Below are 17,998 nucleotides of genomic sequence, written 5' to 3' on the forward strand. Positions count from 1 at the left end.
AATGGTGAAACATGCAGTATTTTTTCTGGTGGCCTTATTTACACAGCTTATTGCCCGGGGGCAGCAAGACGCTCAATTTGGACAATATGTTTTTAATGGCACTTTCATAAATCCAGCTTATACAGGTTATAAAGAAGAGTTATATCTTCAGGCCTATGCCAGAGCGCAATGGGTAGGAGTACGTGGTGCCCCACAAACCATATCAGTTTCTGCTGACGAAGCCGTAAAAGATGAAAGCGTAGGGCTAGGGCTTTTAATTGCTAAAGATAAAATCGGAGCGCAAAGTTCCCTTGGTGCTATAGGAAATTTTGCTTACCGCATCAAGCTTGATAGAACAGAAACAAATGTACTGGCATTTGGTATCGGTTTGGGAATTAGACAGCTAGGGCTAGAGGGCAACCTGCTTGATCCAAGAGATGGGGGCGACGTTATTATTCCATCAGGTACAGTTAGCCAGGTAATACCTGAAATAAGGACGGGTGTTTTCTATTCTAATGAAAAATATTTTGTGGGATTTTCCATAACCGGTTTATCCGTAGGGAACCTGAAGCTATATTCCAATTATCAGGTGCTCAACATTCAACCGCAAAAGCATTTCTATCTTACAGGCGGCATGGCTATAAAAATGAATGATGACTTTATAATTAAACCTGCCTTTTTGATAAAAGACGAAATTAGCGGCCCTACATCTTTGGATTTAAACGCATTTATACTTTTTAAACAACGTTTTTGGATAGGTGGCGTTTACCGCAGTACGGTGAAACTGTATCCTAAAAATAATCTCCAGAACAATTTATCCAAACTTGCGGCAGCGGGTGTGATTGCCGAATACTTTACCAACAATAATCTCCGGATCGGATATGGTTATGACTTTAGTTTGAACGGTTTACAGAAGTATGATTATGGATCGCACGAGATTTCACTAGGCTATTATTTTACCACAAAAAAAAGCCGCAGGCCTAAATGTTATTTTTAAATCACAAGGCGGCCTTTTGGTTATTAAACATAATAAATATTAACCTTGAGGAAGAATTTTGGGATTACTTACCTCTATTTTAAGCCAAACTGGCAATCATTTGATTACCGCATAATGGTAATCGATTTCCTAGCCATACATTCATGATTACGCATCAGCCGAAATGACGCGTCCTTTAAAAAACATACAACAAAATTAGATTTCGTAGGTTTATATTTTTGTACCAACACCTTTAAATTATGATTACACAAAGCAATTTTAGTCTTAGCGGCTCTGACGGAAAATTAATTATCGGCGATATCACTTTTGATGAGAAAAACCCTAATACACCAATTATTCTTTTTGTACACGGCTTCAAGGGCTTTAAAGATTGGGGTGCTCATAATTTAGTTGCCCGGCATTTCGCCAATAATGGTTATCGTTACATTAAGTTTAATTTATCGCATAGCGGTGTTCCTGTTGACGAGCCAAAAGATGTAACCGATATGGATGCCTTTGCCAGCAACACGGTTTCAAAAGAACTTTTTGACTTAAATGCGGTATTGGATTTTATTGAAAAAGCTTATGGTAAGGATATTAAGGTAAACCTGATTGGACATAGCCGTGGTGGCGGTTTATCCATTATTGAAGCTGCAAACGATTTAAGAATTAACAAACTGATTACCTGGAGTGCCATAGCCGATTTTAACAGCCTTTGGAAAAAAGAGCAGGAGGCAGAATGGAAAAAGAACGGCAAAATATTCGTTACTAATGCTCGTACCAAAGAGCAAATGCCTTTAAACGTAACTTTATTAGAAGATTTGGAAGAAAACGCAGCTGCATTAAATATTTTAGATGCGGCCAAACGCATAAACATACCATGGTTAATTGTACATGGTGATGATGATGTTAATGTGCCTTTTGAGACTGCACAAACTTTAGCAGAAGTAAATACAGCTAGCAGATTGGTTAAAATTGAAGGTGCCAATCATGTTTACGGAGCAGCACAACCTTACACCAGCGAAACTTTGCCGCCGCTTTTATTTAAAGTTTGTGAAAAGGTTTTGACTTTTTTAAATGAAGAATAAATTAATATCTTGAGTCATTATAAACTATGGCTCAAGATAATATAAACTTCTCAGGCTTCAATCAAGCTCTATTTAAGAAGATCTTAATTGGATTAACATTATTTTTCTGTTTTATCATTTTTCTTGACATTAATTTTTCGCCTGTAAAATCAAATAATGAATTTATTGTTGATTTTGAGGGATATCGCTCCAAAAACGGAAGGCAACGCATTTTTAGTGTTCAAACCCTTCATGAAAAATACAGGATCCCACCTCAACTTTTCAATGAAATAAACGAGAAAGATTCCCTGCTAATCTGTAGGTCAAAAATAACCGGCATTATCCTTTATTATGGTTTAAGGAAATCGGATTTAATTATTGTCTGTAAAACACGTCTTTTTAAGGATGATTTTTTTGGATTAGTTACCAGTACATTAGGTGTTTTGCTAGCGATAATTCTCTATTTTAATAAAAACTAGCACAAAACGTTACCCTTCAAGGAATTTTAGTCTTTTTGATTATCATTTCTTTGGTTTTCCTAAGAAATTACTTCGGTGCAAATTATTTATGGGAGTTCTAATTATTAATATTAATCATCTCCTCTCCTTACAAAATTACGCATATCGCTGCCACTTGGGCTTTGGAAAATTTCGAGATCAAAGTACGGCACCGCAGCCAACAAATGGTCAAAAATATCCGCAGCTACTTCTTCGAATTTCTTTAGTCCTTTTTCTTTAGAGAAAACATAAATTTCAATAGGTAATCCATTTTCTGTTGCCTGCAGCTGGCGTACCATAAAAGTTAAATCTTTATTAATATTTGGATTGCTTTCGAGGTATTTCTCTGCATATACCCTAAAAGTTCCAATATTTGTCATATGGCGGCCGTTCACCAGGTTATTCGGATCTACTGTGTTCTCGGCATTAAATCGTTCAATAAAAGCCTGGGTTTCTTTAAGGTAATCTTTCAAAAAATCAATACGCTGCAACCTTCCGATCAATTCATCATCGCAGAATTTAATGCTCGAAATTTTAATATTAATGTGCCGTTTAATCCTACGTCCTTCACTTTCTTCCATCGCCCGCCAGTTTTTAAACGATTCACTCACAATAGCATAACTTGGCACAATGGTTACTGTTTTATCCCAATTTCGCACTTTAATGGTGGTTAAATTGATTTCGGTTACTTCGCCATCGGCACCATATTTTTCTACGGTAATCCAATCGCTAACCCGAACCAGGTCAATGGCACTCATCTGTACCGAAGCCACAAAACCCAAAATAGGATCTCTGAAAATCAAAATAAAAACAGCAGTTACTGCACCAAAACCACCGAAAACATACAATGGAGATTCGCCAAGTATGATTGATAGAATAAGTACAAAACCAACAATATAAAATACAATTTTGGCTACCTGTTTGTAACTTCTTATGGGTTTATCGGCATATTTCTTTGAAGATTCCATGATGGAAACCAAAGCATTTAGAAATGCATTAATAGCAAACATCACAGCTAAAACCATGTAGATCTTAGCAAAAATCAAGGCGTAAAAAAGCCAGATTTTAAAATCGATAAACAAATAAGGAACTACATTGTAAATAATATAAGCACCAAATATTAAGGCAAACGCCCTAAAAACACGGAATTCGAAGAGTGCTTTTTGCCAATCCGACTTTGTTTTGGCACTTTTTACTACTCCAATAAAAACCTGCCTGGTAAGAAATATGGTAATGTATAAAAATAAAACAACACCAACTAGTCCGATAAAAAAGTAAGAATAAATGAGTTCGCTACCAGTAAAGCCTTTGCCTGCCAGCCAGTTTTTAAGTTCGTTAAATAGGGTTTGAAACTCCGGGATATTCATTAAAGCAATTTATGATTTATTGATGAAAAAATTAAATGGTGCCAGATAAAGCAAAATAGTTTGTGAAACACAAACCATGATAATCCCTCGGTCTGTGTCCTAATAGATCGAATAAGAAATAATTTCACAAATTTATGCTTTATACTAGTCTGTGAGGACACAGACCAGGGAATAAAAATCTAAATAAATTGTGAGACACAAACCATGTTAATTCCTCGGTCTGTGTCCTCATAAACCGAATAAGAAATAATTCACAAATTTATGCTTTATACTAGTCTGTGAAGACACAGACCAGGGAATAAAAAGCAAAATAGTTTGTGAAACACAAACCATGATAATCCCTCGGTCTAACTCCTCAGTCTGTGTCCTCACAGACAGAACATGAAATAATTTCCCAAATTTATGCTTTATACTAGTCTGTGAAGACACAGACCAAGGAATAAAAAGCAAAATAGTTTGAGAAACACAAACCATCATGATAACTCCTCGGTCTGTGTCCTCACAGACAGAACATAAATAATTTCACAAAGTTATACTTTATACTAGTCCGTGAGGACACAGACCAGGGCATGATGATATAAGTAAAATGATTATGAACTTCGCGGTCTATTTTCTCACAGACAATAAAGAAATGAATTTACTAACTTATAATTTATGCTGGTCTGTGAAGACACAGACCAGGGATAATGATAAAAGTAAAATGATTTAGAAAAACAGTATCGTTCCAATTTAAACCTTTTCTACCCAATTGCCATCATCTTTGATAATATCAATCAATTCATCAAGGGCATAAGCTGTGGTTACATTTTTCTTTACTACTTCTTTACCACGGTATAAAGTAATTTTATCAGGCCCTGTGCCAACATAGCCATAATCAGCATCGGCCATTTCGCCTGGCCCGTTTACGATACAACCCATTATGCCGATTTTAATGCCTTTTAAATGGTCGGTACGTGAGCGGATCAGTTGTGTGGTTTCTTGCAAATCGAAAAGGGTTCTACCACAGCTGGGGCATGAAATATATTCTGTTTTACTGATGCGTGTACGTGTAGCCTGCAAAATACCAAAACTGGTAGCGTTGATTAAGGATAGGTTTTGTCCTTCTGCATCAATCCATACCCCATCTCCAAAACCATCGGTAAATAAAGCACCAATATCGGTGGCGGCATATAGCATTAAATGATCTGCATCAGCATTCTGGTAAGTTCTTTTTATAATTATCGGCACTTTGATATCTTGCTGTTGTAAAGCAACAAAGAATGCCCTCTGTTCGGCCATTCCGTGAACAGCAGAAGTTTTTAGGATGAGAACAACGTTACTAAACTGGTTAATTTCTAATCCGGTTAATTGTGCCGCGTCAACTTCAACAAAGTTTAAAAATTGATCTTTATCATTAGCAGTGTTAAATTCTTCTAAAGAGAATAACGGATGACAGTTGTTCTTATCTTGGAGCTTTAGCCAGGTTTGGTAATTGTAAACCTGCTTCAAATTACCAGGAAAAGAGAACGAAGGCAAATTATCGCCCAAATAAGCCAAATCGCAAGCCTGATCGGCTAAATTGTATTTATCTAATCCTGCGCTGTAATTATAACCAACAGCACTTAAAAAGTAAGGATCTTTTAAATTCTCTTTAGAAACATCGATCATCACTACCGGATGGTGAAGTCCGCCGATGTGTTGTACAGGTGTAGTTATGCGGCGATTGTACTCGTAAGGAGAATAAGTTGGGCGTTGTGAGTTGGGAGTTGGCGCATTTGCAGGCGACTCAAAACTCTGAACTCCATGCTCCGAACTCCTTTTAGAGTAGCGGTCTGCCAGGGCTTTTGCAACTGGAGCTTCAAATTCAGGATCTTCTGTTAACGAAACGCGGATGGTATCGCCTAAGCCATCTTCTAATAAAGTACCGATACCAACGGCTGATTTAATCCGACCATCTTCGCCATCACCAGCTTCGGTAACACCTAAATGCAGCGGGTAGTTCATCCCCTCTTTTGCCATAGTATCTACCAGCAAACGGTAAGCCTGCACCATTACCTGGGTATTACTGGCTTTCATTGAAATTACCAGGTTATAGTAATTCTGATCTTCGCACATGCGGATAAATTCCATTGCAGATTCGACCATGCCCCGTGGGGTATCGCCATAATGACTCATAATCCTGTCGGACAGTGAACCATGATTGGTACCGATACGCATGGCCGTACCATACTCCTTACAGATTTTAACTAAAGGAATAAATTTTTTATAAATCCTGGCCAGCTCTGCATTGTAAGCATCCTGGGTGTATTCTATATTTTCGAATTTCTTTTTATCTGCATAGTTACCCGGGTTAACCCTTACTTTTTCTACAATTCGGGCGGCCATTTCGGCTGCATTAGGGGTAAAATGGATATCGGCAATTAATGGCACATTATAGCCACGGAAACGGAGTTCTTTTTTAATATTGGCCAGATTTTCAGCTTCCTTGATGCTAGGGGCAGTAATACGCACATATTCGCAACCCGATTCTACCATACGGATGGTTTGCTCAACCGTACCTAAAGTATCCATTGTATCGGTGGTAGTCATTGATTGAATCCGGATTGGGTTATGCCCTCCCAATGCAATATCGCCAATATTTACCTCGCGGGTTAAATACCTTGAATAAGTTGTTAAACTGTTGCAATATCCGCCAGCCAGATCATGTTTTGCCAATATATTTTCCATCTGTTTGCAAAGATAAGGATTGTTGGAATGTTTTAATGTTGGAATGTTGTAATTAAATCGGTTGGTATATCAGTTCAAGGTAGCAACACCCTCCTATTTTTGAACTGAAATATAGCGTACAGCCAAATTAATTATAATGATGCAATAGGCTCCGTTTTTCTAATTAAATCAACCTGTCTTTTATCACCAACGTATTGGCTGCAATATCGTGCCAACACTGATTTTTCTTGTTTAAAAAGCTATACAGATAACCGAAGAAAACAGGAATTACAGATAAAATCTTAGAAAAGTTCCTAATTAAAGAAATGCCAAAAGAAACCCGGCTGCCTTCTAAATCTGTTACTTTGATACTGAGTAGTTTTTTACCAATAGTTGCCTGATTTTTGGTCGCTTCAGCAATGCTCCCATAAATCAGTTTAATGATAAATATTGATGGAAATGGAATTAGAAAAGCCATTATCCGCTGATCTTTACCTTCTATAAAGAGAAAACTCGTTAAAATAATGACGGTATAAAACCCAAAAATGATAAAATGATCAATTACCGTAGCCAGCAAACGTTGATCGAAAGCAGCAAAATATTGAGGAGCAGTTTTTTGATAGCTAAAACCCAAAAGCTCACGCAATTCGGAAATTGCATGAGCTTCTTTATAATCGTCCATTCCGGGTTTGCGTATAAAAGTATTCGCAGTAATGTTTAAATCTTTCAGTTCGTTTAAACTATACGGCCCTTGTGGCTTACCATTAATTACTACGGTGTATTGATCAGCATTCATTAGATAGGATCGGGATTGTTTGGATTTAGGATTGCAGGATTAAAGCGCTGTTAAGACTTCAGTTCGCGAAGTCTAAGCCTTAAGCCTTCCACCCTCAAACCTTCAACTATCTAGTATCTGCTTACTTCAAAGTTACTCAATCCACCATCTAAATTAATAAAGATTTTTTTAGCGGAAGTTTTATAATTAGAAGTCTCGTAAACCCCATCGCTCAATTTCTCAAATCCGTCGAAATCTTTTGCCGATAAACCTGTTTTAGTTTTAATTCTACAACCCGAATTGGTAGGTACTTTAATTTTTACATCGGCTACGCCAGATTTTACGATTACATCGGTTATGGGTGATAAATCGCCAAATTTAATATCCAAAGCCGCTGCACCACCATCAAAACGGAAGGTTCGTACTTTGTAACCGGCAAAATCGAAATTTGCTTCGCCTGCCCCTAGTTTCATTAAAATATCCCAATTCGCTTCTTTGTTCAACTTAAAATCCACGTCATTTCCACTATCGCCAAAATTCCATTTGTTCTTTTTATCATTCATTTGGAAAGTAAGCACTGTTGCGCTATCAGTAAGTACTTTTTTTAGTGAAAAATTACCATGTTTTTTCTTTACGTCAGCACTGATCAATTGTGAAGTTTCACCATCAAGGTTAAAAGAAATACCCCCTCCCGAAATGTTCAATATTGTTTTTTTGGCATTATCAGCGGCTACAAACGCCTCTGATAAACTTGAATGAAAGGTTGTTGTATCCTGGTCATCGTCGTTGTCATTATCGTTATCATCATCATTGTGATCGATGTTCACATCAATGTCCTTTTTAAAATGCCGTCCCCACCAATTTCCGTTTTCTGGTACCTGCTGCCCTTTGTAAAAAAGAAAAGCCAATGCCACAACCAAAACACCAATGGAAATCATGCTTCCTGTTTGTGAGTTGTTTTTATTAAACAATATATTCAAACCTGCGATAATTAAAAACACTGGCCAAAAGCTCCATACGTTGCGCCAATAAAAATCGATTACGCCAAAATTTTCGAGTAGAAGTACACCGCCAATAAAAAGCAGGATAATACCCCATATTAATCTATCTAATTTCATTTTATTTATACTTGAGGGTTAGGGGATGTTGAATTGTCGTCTTTATTAACCGGGGTTGAAGGCTCATTTTCTGGAACAACACCAGAAAAATCGGCTGTTTTTTGCTGTTCTGCTTCTTGCTGACTTTGAAAAGCTGCCCAATCATTTTTTCTTTTTGATTTAGCGATGATACTAACGCCTAAAGCAATGAATATCAGTGGCCACATGTACCTGAATAAATTGCGGATACTAAACCATTCCGGTATAAAATCCATTTCGCGCATCAGGAAAAAGCATCCAATAACCAGGAGCAATAATCCACCGATTGTACGGCCGGTATCGTTCGATTTATTGAGTTTACCAAAATCGGCCTGTGTTTCAAAAGGTGTTTTCGTGCTTCCATCAACAGGCTGTGTCCAATTGGCATTTCCCTGGTTGGTTGGACCGGCAAATGAATCTGCATTTCCAAATGGCGGTGTATTTGGTGTTTTATTACCGAAGTAATCATTAAATTTTGAGAATCTTGCTGCTGGATCGTTATTCACCGGAACAATAATCCACATAATAATATAGGCAATTAAGCCACCTCCTGCCATAAATATAGCCGATAATGCAAACAATAATCTAATTATGGTAACCTCTACCTGCATATAATCTGCAAGTCCTGAAGCTACACCGGCAATCATCTTATCGTGTTCGTTTCTAAAAAGCTTCTTTTCCATAACGTTGTTCATTTTGTGTTAAAAATCGAGCGGGGTAATCAAAACCTCATCTACGTTTACACCTTTACTTAAGTTTAAAATGGTGAATAATGTTTCTGCAATATCCTCAGGCTGTACAAATTTTTCGTCGGGGATGGTTGTTCCTTCCCAGGAAGAAGTTTTTGTAGAACCTGGCAAAAACGCAGTTACTTTAACGTTATGAGGGGCTAACTCTTGCCGCAATACATGATTAAGACTTAACATCGCTGCTTTTGTTACACTATAACTGCCACCATTTTTTACTGGTGCCTTACTCGCTACCGAACAGATGTTAAATATATGGCCACGCCTTGCTGAGCGCATTTTTTTTCCGAAAAATTTGCTGGTATAATAGCTGGCATTCGTATTTAAATGTTGCTGTTTTTCAAATGTGGCATCATCTTCATCAAGCAGGCTACCGGGTAAAAAAATCCCCACATTGTTTACCAGAACGGTTACATCATCAAAATCTATTCCATCGGCATTTAAAAAAGCGTACACATCATCTTTAACTGTAAAATCTGCCGCATGGGTAAAAATGGCATTCCCATAAGGTGTTAATTCTTCTTCAAGTATCTTAAGATCACTTTTACCTCTTGCAACTAATATTAAATGATATCCATTTTGCGCCAATTTAATTGCGATTGCCCTGCCAATTCCTTTAGTTGCACCAGTTATTACAGCTTTCATCTTTTGTGGTTTAATTTTTGTTGACAAAAAACCATATTTATATTCAAAACCACGAATATTTTTGTAATTAGCGAAGAGCGTCAACTTTTTTATCGTTTCTTTGTAGTAGTATAAGAATGATCATTTAAATTAAGCAAATACATACGGAATGAATTTTACCAATTTCGGCAGATACATCCTGCTACTCAAGTCTGTATTCAGAAAGCCGGAAAAACTGAAAATATACCTGAAAGAAATCGCCAAGCAAATGGATTATGTTGGCGTGGGCTCTTTAGGCTTAATTGCCATTATCTCTACTTTTATTGGTGCAGTAATGACTTTACAAATTGCTTTCCAGCTGGTAAGTGATTTTATTCCAAAAACAATTATCGGTTCTGTTAACAGGGATTCGAGCATTTTAGAGTTAAGTCCAACCATTAGTGCAATTGTACTGGCTGGAAAAATCGGCTCTGCCATTTCATCAGAAATTGGTTCGATGCGTGTTACCGAGCAAATTGATGCCTTAGAAATTATGGGCATTAATGCACCGGGCTACTTAATTCTTCCTAAAATTATTTCTGGCATAACCATGGTACCTATGTTGGTAATCATATCTATGTTTTTAAGTATTTCTGGTGGGTATATTGGTGGTTCAATTTCGGGTGCGGTTACTCCTGCAGAATACATTCAGGGTATTACAACTGATTTTAATCCTTACACCATCACTGTTGCCCTTGTTAAGGCATTTGTATTTGGTTTTATTATTACATCAGTACCTGCTTACGAAGGTTTTTATGTTCGTGGTGGTGCTTTAGAGGTATCGCAAGCCAGTACCAGAGCAGTTGTAATTAGCTGTATCTCTATTCTTGTTTGCGATTATTTAGTTACTCAACTTTTATTGTAATGATCGAAATTAAAGATATATATAAATCATTCTCCGGCAACGACGTATTAAAAGGAATTTCTGGTAAGTTTGAAGAAGGCGTAACCAATTTAATTATCGGTGGTTCCGGATCAGGAAAAACTACCCTGTTAAAATGTATGGTGGGTTTACATCAGCCAGATTCGGGTTCGGTGTTATACGATGGCAGGGATTTTACACCGATGACCTACGAACAAAGGATTGAAGTACGGAAAGAAATCGGTATGCTTTTTCAGGGTTCGGCCTTGTTCGACAGTATGACTGTTGAAGAAAACATCATGTTTCCTTTAAATATGTTCACCGATCAAAGCAGAAAAGAAAAGCTCGAAAGGGTTGATTTTTGTTTGGAGCGCGTTAACCTTGCAGGTAAAAACAAGTTGTTTCCTGCAGAATTATCAGGAGGAATGAAAAAACGTGTGGGTATTGCACGTGCCATTTCGATGAATCCAAAATACTTATTCTGTGATGAGCCGAACTCGGGCTTAGATCCAAAAACTTCGATCGTTATTGATGAACTGATCCAGGAAATTACGGAAGAATACAAAACCACAACCATTGTAGTTACCCACGATATGAACTCGGTTATGGGTATTGGCGATTATATTTTGTTTTTGCATGAAGGAAAAAAATTCTGGGAGGGCAGCAATAAGGAAATCGCACATACCGATATTAAAGAATTAAACGATTTCGTATTTGCCAGTCGCTTTATGAAAGCTGCAAAAGATAAGTTTTAAGAAAATTTTTATATTTGTATATGACTACGGCCACTAAAAATATCATTTATAAATTGGAAACCTTACCAGAAAGTATGGTAAACGAAGTAGAAGATTTTGTTGATTTTTTAAAAGCTAAACATTCGAAGAGCTTTCCTAAATCGGCAAGCGAAAAAACGAATATTGTTGAAGAACCAAAAAGCTTATATGGCGCTGCAAAAGGCACAATTCTTTATATTTCTGATGATTTTAACGATCCGGTAACTTGCTAATAAATAAAATCGTCATTGCGAGGCACGAAGCAATCTCCTTCTGTATATACTAGTGCATCAAGATTTCTTCACTACTCGCAATGACGTCCTACACAAATAATACATGATACAATTACTTGCCCCCACCCATTGGAAAGATTATGAACTGATTGATTGCGGGGATTTTGAAAAATTAGAACGTTTTGGAAATGTAACCCTTATCCGTCCGGAACCGCAGGCCGTATGGAAAAAAACATATTCGGAACAGGATTGGAAAAAAACAGCTAACATTACTTTCAGAGGCCGTTCGGCAACTTCAGGCGAATGGGTAAAGAAAAACCAATCTATCCCTGATCGTTGGCATGTAGAATATAAAAATGATGAGGTGGCGATAAAACTCCGCCTGGGTTTAACTTCTTTTAAACATGTTGGCGTATTTCCTGAGCAGGCTGTAAACTGGGATTTTATATCTTCATCAATCAAAAAATTTAAAACTCCTCAGCCTAAAGTTTTAAATCTTTTTGCATATACTGGTGCAGCTTCATTAATTGCAAATGCAGCGGGTGCAGAAACAACACACGTTGATTCGATTAAACAAGTGGTTACCTGGGCAAATGAAAACCAGGAACTTTCGGGGCTGAAAGATACCCGCTGGATGGTTGAAGACGCATTAAAGTTTGTAAAAAAAGAGCTAAAAAGAGGTAAAAAATACAATGGAATCATCCTCGATCCACCAGCATATGGCCATGGCCCAAATGGGGAGAAATGGAAACTTGAAGATCATATTCAGGAAATGATGCAGGATGTTGTACAATTATTAGATGAAAAAGAACATTTTCTGATTCTTAATACCTATTCCCTTGGTTTCTCATCTGTAATTGTAGAAAATTTAATCCGTACATCTTTTCCTTCGGTCAAAAATCTTGAAACCGGAGAGCTTTTTTTACAGGCCACATCAGGCATTAAATTGCCATTGGGCGTTTTTGGCAAATTCTGCAATGTGTAAATGTTGATTACTTTATTTTAAACTACCAGATTTCCAACCTACTTTCATCAAAGCAGAATCGGAAAACTGTTCTAAATTTTAATTCTATAATATATCTATGAAATTCCCTCAATTAGCAGGCACAATTATCCTGGGATTTGCCGCAATCAGCTTGTTTGCCAACTGTAATTCAGACGGCAAGGGCAGCAACGGCATTGGTAAAATCTTCTCTACTGATTCGACTAAAAAGAAAACCGATTCAACAGCGAATGTAATGAAACCTGTTGACCCTAAACTTTACGATTCATTGGTAAAAAAGCTAGCGAATGGCGATACCACTGGAAGGTGGCCTGTAAAAAAACAACCATATCCTTTAACAGGAGCCATTTTGCCTTTTAAACGCATTGTTGTTTATTATGGAAATTTACACTCTAAAAAAATGGGTGCGTTGGGCGAATATGCACCAAAAGAAATGTGGCAGCGCTTAAATGCTGAAGTAAAACATTGGGAAAAAGCAGATCCAACTACCCCGGTGCAGCCTGGTTTGCATTATATTGCTGCTGTAGCAAGCGGAACACCTGGTAAAGATGGAAAATACATCAATAGAATGGGTAACAAACAGATTGATTCTGTATTGAAAATTGCTAAAATGCAACCAAATACCATTGTATTTTTAGATCTTCAGGTAGCATTAAGCACCATCAAAGCTGAATTGCCTCATATTGAAAAATACCTCGAGCTACCTTACGTTCATTTGGGTATCGACCCTGAATTTTCGATGAAAGATGGAACGTTGCCAGGAAAAAAAATCGGAACTTACGATGCTGCTGATGTAAACTATGTAACTGGCTATTTGGCTGACATTGTAAAAAAATACAATTTGCCTCCAAAAGTATTTGTTTTACACCGCTTTACTAAGAAAATGGTAACCAATTCGGCAAGTATTAAACTTCGTCCAGAAGTGCAGGTTGTGGTACACATGGATGGATGGGGCGAACCTGAATTAAAAAAAGGTACTTACCGCCACTTTATACAAGGAGAACCTGTACAGTTTACAGGATTTAAATTATTTTATAAAAATGATTTAAAGAAAGATCCTAAACGCTTAATGACTCCAGAGGAGCTGTTAAAGCTTACTCCAAAACCGATATACATTCAATATCAATAAAATAGTACTTAACGCCTGTGATTAAAATCATAGGCGTTTTTATTTAAATAAAACAATCAGCTCTCAACATGAAAAATCTTATTACGCTTACCTGCGCACTATTTTTAATTTATACATCTGGCATAGCCCAGGAGTTAAAAACTTCAAAATCGTTTAAATCAGCTTTAGAACAATCATCAACAGCAAAAAAACCTGTGTTATTAATTGTGGATGTTATTGGAATACCGAAACCAACCAATTTACCACCCAATGTAAAAGTTAATTTTAAATCAGGCTTGGAAGATCAGGAAGTTATCAACAGCATAAATGAAAACTTTGTTGTTTATAAAACTAAAATGACTGATACCACCATCAGATCAATACTTGGAAAATCGAACATAAGATCGTTTCCTGCATATGTTTTTCTACGCGCTAACAAAGAAGTATTTTTTAAAGATTTTGGCAATTCTCCAGATAAGCAAAAATATACCACACTAATCGATAGAGCATTGATGGCATTCAAAAGCGAGTCTATTTCTAACTTGGAAACAGCATTTAATGCTGATAAAAACAATAACGTTTCGCTAGTAAAGCTTATTGATGCAAGAAAGAAAGTCGGGATAACGAATAATGCTGAACTTATTGAACAGTATGCAAATAATTTGAAGATTGGTGATTTCAACAACTATAAAAATGTATTGTATATCCTGGAAGCTGGCCCTTACAGCGATGGAAATGCATATAAACTAGCTTAAACCAACCGTAAAATTGTAGATAGCATTTATAAAACGGAACCTGTTCAAAAAAGGGTGGCAATTAATAATGCGATCATTTCCAATACGATGGCAGAAGCTGCAAAGAATAAAAATGTTGCTAAAGCCTACGCGGGAGCCAATTTTGCCAGAAATACCTGGACCAGAGATTACAGAGGTGGAGAAAAAGCGTACAACAACCAGATTTTATGGTATTACAGCACAGTTAAAGATACTACCAGTTATTTAAAGACAGCCAGTTATTTTTACGACAGCTTCTATATGAATATCAGTGCTGACAGTATTAAAAAAATTGAAATAAAAGAGCGCGAAGCTTTTACAAAAACGCACTTCCCTACCCCTAATAATCCCGTTTCTAAGGAAAAGATGGATAGTTTAAAAAAACTTCCAGGAAAAGTTATTTATACCCAATCTGTTTTTTCTTTCAATAGTTCATCAAATTCATATGCAAATGAATTAAACAATGCTGCCTGGAAATTTTATGAAACAGGTACTAAAAATCTTAATTACCTGAGCAAAGCAATGATTTGGAGTAGAAGATCAATAGAACTAAAACCAATTGCTGGATATTACGATACTTTAGCGCACATTCTTTACCGCATGGGTTATAATGAAGAGGCTATTAAAACGCAAGAAATTGCAATAGAAAAAGCTAAGAGCGAAAAAACCCAGACCACACAATTGGAATCGGAGCTAAAAAAAATAAAGGCTAAAACACTTTAATTTATTGAATATTACAATCAGCCCGGATTGTAAATAATTACTTCATAGCAATACGAGGAAGTTTATTAATTATATCATTTTGAGCTTGTCGAAATACCAGAATAGATATAAATAAGTTCTTCGGCAAGCTCATGATGATAAATCTAAAATCAAGATAAAGCCTCATTCATTTGTCCTCTAATTTATCGTTAACGAAAGTTAATAGTTTGCGAGATCACCTATAAATACTATATTCATCTTTAGGGAACCATAGCTTTAAAACTTATAAGAATAATCGGTTACTGATGATACCTTGAATATCAAAAAAATGTCTTTTTTTGATAATTAAATTAAAACTGGAATAGATTTTAGATAAGTAGTATATGGAAACAGCAACATTTGGGGGAGGCTGCTTTTGGTGCACCGAAGCCGTATTTCAGACGTTAAACGGAGTGAGCCAGGTTACATCAGGTTACATGGGTGGCGAATTGAAACACCCTACCTATATGGAAATTTGTAATGGCAATACCGGGCATGCAGAAGTTATACAGATTATATTTGATGAAAGTATTATATCTTTTAGCGAGCTTTTACTCATATTCTTTAAAACACATAACCCAACAACCTTAAACAGGCAGGGCAATGATATCGGTACGCAATACCGTTCGGTAATTTTTTATGAAAATGAAAATCAAAAAAAACAGGCTGAAACAATAATTGCCGAGCTAAATAGCGAAAAAGTATTCGACAAACCAATAATTACTGAGATTTTACCTATTGCAGAATTTTATGAGGCTGAAGATTATCATCAAAATTATTTCAGCGAAAACCAAGGCAAGCCCTATTGTGCATTCGTAATACAGCCAAAACTAAATAAGTTTGTTAAAGATTTTAAAGATAAGATTAAGCCTGAGCTTCTCGAATAATTAACTTTCGAAAGTAAGTAAGGCATGCTGACTTGCCGTATGTATATCACGCCAAACGCGATTTATCTCTGAATCTTTTTTTGCGGCCTCCAAACCACAGTACGGAAATAATATGGCAGCAACTTTCCAACAGGCATGAGCCAATTTGCGGCTCGCAGCACTAACTTCTGTCAGTTTACCTTCTGCAATATTACCATCATTCACCAGGGCGCTCCACGATTGATCAAATGCACTGTAAAACCTTGCTCTAAGATCTTGAATCTCTTCCTTGCAACGATTTAACTCATCATTAAAGAACAAAACCTGTTGATCGGTATATCTTTTCAATCCTGTACGTAAAGTAAAAGCGGTTTCTACCAGTTTAATAAAATGGTTCGTCATCCCCAGGGTATTTACGGTTAGCGTGGTTTCTGCAAGTTGTAAGAAGGGATAATCAAAACCCGAATCTGCTATTTCAATGTCTTGGTTAATCTTAAAAGTCCTGTTTATGGGTACATGTAAATCCTTTACTTCGAAAGCATGGCTTCCAGTGGCAATTAAACCGAAGTAAGACCATCCGGCTAAAATATTTACCTCCTCTTTTTTTAGGATAAAAGATTTAATTTCAGGTACTCCCATTTCATCCAAAAGGTCATCGCCGTGTTCATTTTTAAGTGTACAGTTGGCTGTAAACACAGTAGCATGTAAAGCACCACTGGCGTAATTCCACCTGCCGTTTAAAAGATAGCCCGTTTTAGTTTTAATTGCTACACCACCAACAGCCCCGCTCCCGGCAAAGCAAACTTCTCGATCGGCTAGTATTTCCGCAGCGAGTTCAGGATTTAAAAAACCTGCAAACCAGGCGGCTCCTGCACAAAGTGTAACTGTCCAGCCTAAACTACCATCAGCTTCGGCAAGTTCTTCCTCCAACCTCAAAATTTCAGGAAGCTTTTTATTTGGTCCACCATAAACCTCCGGAACAAAAAGTTTAAACCAGTTTTCCTGGTAAGCCAGCTCCAGAATTTCGGGGTGAAGTTTTCCCATTTCTTCTGAAAGAGCAGCATATGCTTTCACTTTTTCCTGCCAGGTATTAGTTAATGTTTCTTGCATGATAACTTAATTAAGCCGGTTTTAATCTGCTTTTATTGATGATCTTTCTCCAATCTAAATACCCAAAAATGGCAACAACAAATAAAAAGGTAGTTAAACAAGCCATTAAAGGCAATTTTTTATGGAAAAGCAGTGGAATTGCTACGATGTTAGAGATATTAAGAAAAATCCAGTTTTCAATTTTGCGTTTGGCCAAAAGCCACATGCCTGCCCAGGCTGTTGATGAAACAAAGGCATCGAATAGCGGCACATCCGAATCGGTATAATGCCTTAAGATGAGGTAGAGTACCCCAAACCCAATAACTGAGATTAAAACAGCAATGGTTAATTCTTTATTGCTCGACCATGAAACCTGGTTTTCTCCATCCAGCTTTCTTTTCTTCCAGATGATCCAGCCGTAAATGCTCATCGTGAGGTAATATATATTCAAAAGCACTTCTGCGTATAACTTAACGTCCAACAGTAAATACATCCACAATAGGACAGAAATTATCCCAGTTGGATATAGCCAAATGCTGTTTTTCTTTGCTAATAAAACTTCAGAAACCCCAAAACCAACAGCCAACCATTCTATTATAGAAGTGTGTAAAATCTGCTCTTGAAAAAGCTTAAACCAATCTTGAAAATTCATTTACAAT

At 36.9% G+C, this 17,998-nt stretch carries 19 protein-coding genes; 11 read left to right on the forward strand and 8 right to left on the reverse strand.

Translation table 11 applies throughout. From position 1 onward, the window contains the following. Position 1: 1 nt before the first annotated feature. The 3 genes from ACZZZW_RS22730 to ACZZZW_RS22740 all read left to right on the forward strand — a co-directional run bounded on the left by ACZZZW_RS22730 (position 2) and on the right by ACZZZW_RS22740 (position 2,501). Entirely contained in the window at positions 2 to 976 is a 975-nt protein-coding gene (locus tag ACZZZW_RS22730) for a PorP/SprF family type IX secretion system membrane protein (protein ID WP_463496806.1), read from the forward strand. Between the two features lie 239 nt (positions 977 to 1,215). Beyond that, positions 1,216 to 2,043 carry an alpha/beta hydrolase family protein gene (locus ACZZZW_RS22735; RefSeq protein ID WP_463496808.1) on the forward strand — a complete coding sequence of 276 codons (828 nt, stop codon included), beginning with the start codon at positions 1,216 to 1,218 and terminating at the stop codon, positions 2,041 to 2,043. Between the two features lie 26 nt (positions 2,044 to 2,069). Then, complete coding sequence (locus ACZZZW_RS22740; RefSeq protein WP_463496811.1) at positions 2,070 to 2,501, forward strand: hypothetical protein; 432 nt, start codon at positions 2,070 to 2,072, stop codon at positions 2,499 to 2,501. 110 nt (positions 2,502 to 2,611) lie between these two features. Here the strand turns inward: ACZZZW_RS22740 and ACZZZW_RS22745 are convergent, their stop codons facing one another. The 6 genes from ACZZZW_RS22745 to ACZZZW_RS22770 form a co-directional block, all read right to left on the reverse strand. Beyond that, entirely contained in the window at positions 2,612 to 3,886 is a 1,275-nt protein-coding gene (locus ACZZZW_RS22745; RefSeq protein WP_463496814.1) for a mechanosensitive ion channel family protein, read from the reverse strand. Between the two features lie 729 nt (positions 3,887 to 4,615). Then, on the reverse strand, positions 4,616 to 6,592 hold the full coding sequence (ispG, locus tag ACZZZW_RS22750) for a (E)-4-hydroxy-3-methylbut-2-enyl-diphosphate synthase (protein ID WP_463496817.1): 1,977 nt from the start codon (positions 6,590 to 6,592) through the stop codon (positions 4,616 to 4,618). A 163-nt stretch (positions 6,593 to 6,755) separates the two neighbouring features. Continuing rightward, positions 6,756 to 7,367: an RDD family protein gene (locus ACZZZW_RS22755; RefSeq protein WP_055912734.1), complete on the reverse strand. Its 612-nt coding sequence runs from the start codon at positions 7,365 to 7,367 to the stop codon at positions 6,756 to 6,758. Positions 7,368 to 7,477: 110 nt separating this feature from the next. After that, positions 7,478 to 8,464: a LiaF transmembrane domain-containing protein gene (locus tag ACZZZW_RS22760; RefSeq protein WP_463496821.1), complete on the reverse strand. Its 987-nt coding sequence runs from the start codon at positions 8,462 to 8,464 to the stop codon at positions 7,478 to 7,480. Between the two features lie 5 nt (positions 8,465 to 8,469). Beyond that, complete coding sequence (locus tag ACZZZW_RS22765) at positions 8,470 to 9,165, reverse strand: PspC domain-containing protein (protein WP_463496824.1); 696 nt, start codon at positions 9,163 to 9,165, stop codon at positions 8,470 to 8,472. Positions 9,166 to 9,183: 18 nt separating this feature from the next. Further along, positions 9,184 to 9,873: an SDR family NAD(P)-dependent oxidoreductase gene (locus tag ACZZZW_RS22770; protein WP_463496827.1), complete on the reverse strand. Its 690-nt coding sequence runs from the start codon at positions 9,871 to 9,873 to the stop codon at positions 9,184 to 9,186. Between the two features lie 148 nt (positions 9,874 to 10,021). Here ACZZZW_RS22770 and ACZZZW_RS22775 point away from each other — a divergent pair, with 148 nt between their 5' ends. From ACZZZW_RS22775 to msrA, 8 genes are all read left to right on the forward strand, one after another. Beyond that, positions 10,022 to 10,756, forward strand: a complete 735-nt coding sequence (locus ACZZZW_RS22775) for an MlaE family ABC transporter permease (RefSeq protein WP_010602507.1) — start codon at positions 10,022 to 10,024, stop codon at positions 10,754 to 10,756. Next, a complete protein-coding gene (locus tag ACZZZW_RS22780) occupies positions 10,756 to 11,508 on the forward strand; it encodes an ABC transporter ATP-binding protein (protein ID WP_025145953.1) in 753 nt (250 codons plus the stop codon). The genes ACZZZW_RS22775 and ACZZZW_RS22780 overlap by 1 nt, the downstream gene beginning before the upstream one ends. 20 nt (positions 11,509 to 11,528) lie before the next feature. Continuing rightward, positions 11,529 to 11,759 (forward strand): DUF2281 domain-containing protein, encoded by a 231-nt coding sequence (locus ACZZZW_RS22785; RefSeq protein ID WP_463496832.1) that lies wholly within the window; start codon positions 11,529 to 11,531, stop codon positions 11,757 to 11,759. Positions 11,760 to 11,862: 103 nt separating this feature from the next. Next, positions 11,863 to 12,744 (forward strand): class I SAM-dependent methyltransferase, encoded by an 882-nt coding sequence (locus ACZZZW_RS22790; protein WP_193420498.1) that lies wholly within the window; start codon positions 11,863 to 11,865, stop codon positions 12,742 to 12,744. Between the two features lie 97 nt (positions 12,745 to 12,841). Next, the gene (locus ACZZZW_RS22795) at positions 12,842 to 13,891 is read left to right on the forward strand and encodes a hypothetical protein (protein WP_055912751.1); all 1,050 of its coding nucleotides are present in this window, start codon (positions 12,842 to 12,844) and stop codon (positions 13,889 to 13,891) included. Between the two features lie 68 nt (positions 13,892 to 13,959). Next, entirely contained in the window at positions 13,960 to 14,625 is a 666-nt protein-coding gene (locus ACZZZW_RS22800) for a hypothetical protein (protein WP_463496837.1), read from the forward strand. 54 nt (positions 14,626 to 14,679) lie between these two features. Beyond that, complete coding sequence (locus ACZZZW_RS22805; protein ID WP_463496840.1) at positions 14,680 to 15,366, forward strand: hypothetical protein; 687 nt, start codon at positions 14,680 to 14,682, stop codon at positions 15,364 to 15,366. Between the two features lie 362 nt (positions 15,367 to 15,728). Next, entirely contained in the window at positions 15,729 to 16,271 is a 543-nt protein-coding gene (gene msrA, locus ACZZZW_RS22810; RefSeq protein ID WP_463496843.1) for a peptide-methionine (S)-S-oxide reductase MsrA, read from the forward strand. Here msrA and ACZZZW_RS22815 read toward each other — a convergent pair whose 3' ends face one another. Together ACZZZW_RS22815 and pnuC are read right to left on the reverse strand one after the other, a co-directional pair. Further along, positions 16,272 to 17,360, reverse strand: a complete 1,089-nt coding sequence (locus ACZZZW_RS22815; protein ID WP_463496845.1) for an acyl-CoA dehydrogenase family protein — start codon at positions 17,358 to 17,360, stop codon at positions 16,272 to 16,274. Between the two features lie 10 nt (positions 17,361 to 17,370). Then, on the reverse strand, positions 17,371 to 17,991 hold the full coding sequence (gene pnuC / locus ACZZZW_RS22820) for a nicotinamide riboside transporter PnuC (protein ID WP_463496848.1): 621 nt from the start codon (positions 17,989 to 17,991) through the stop codon (positions 17,371 to 17,373). Between the last annotated feature and the right edge of the window lie 7 nt (positions 17,992 to 17,998).

This window comes from Pedobacter sp. AC379, assembly GCF_979258145.1.